1 protein-coding gene is annotated in these 517 nt (G+C 58.2%); it reads left to right on the forward strand.

The genetic code is table 11. The annotated features are described in order from the left end of the window. A partial coding sequence (locus NKJ35_RS30845) for a pentapeptide repeat-containing protein (RefSeq protein ID WP_352651413.1) occupies positions 1-517 on the forward strand: 517 nt, incomplete at both ends.

The following is a 517-nucleotide window of genomic DNA, read 5'->3' on the forward strand; positions in this document are numbered from 1 at the left end:
CGAACCAGAGCTTACGGCACATCCGGCTTGGTTCTAGCGGTTTGCACTGTGTTTGCTTGGCAGAACGCCGCTGCCGCTCAAAATTGCGACGCAGCCGCGACGCCTGGCGTCAATTGGCAAGAGTGTGACAAGAAGCTTCTCATCCTCGATGGACAGGACCTGAGCGGGGCGAACCTGTTCGGTGTTGATTTCACTTCGACCGACCTCAGGAACACCAATCTCGGTGCGGCAAATCTTGAGAAGGCAACTCTTGTGCGTGCTTCCTTGGCCGACTCGACCGCCAAAGGCGCCCGGTTCGACAGAATCGAGGGCTACAGGACCGACTTCAGCCGTATGGACGCGCAGGGCGCTGTGTTTGCGAGCGCGGAAATGCAGCGTTCGAATTTCCAGGACGCCAATCTGACCAATGTTGATTTCACAAAGGCAGAACTGGGGCGTGCGCAGTTCCATGACGCCGATATCAGCGGCAGCCGCTTCTCGTTTGCCAATCTCGCACGGGCGGACTTCCGAGGAGCGA

The sequence above is a fragment of the Mesorhizobium sp. M0136 genome, assembly GCF_040322515.1.
Classification (GTDB): Bacteria; Pseudomonadota; Alphaproteobacteria; order Rhizobiales; family Rhizobiaceae; genus Mesorhizobium.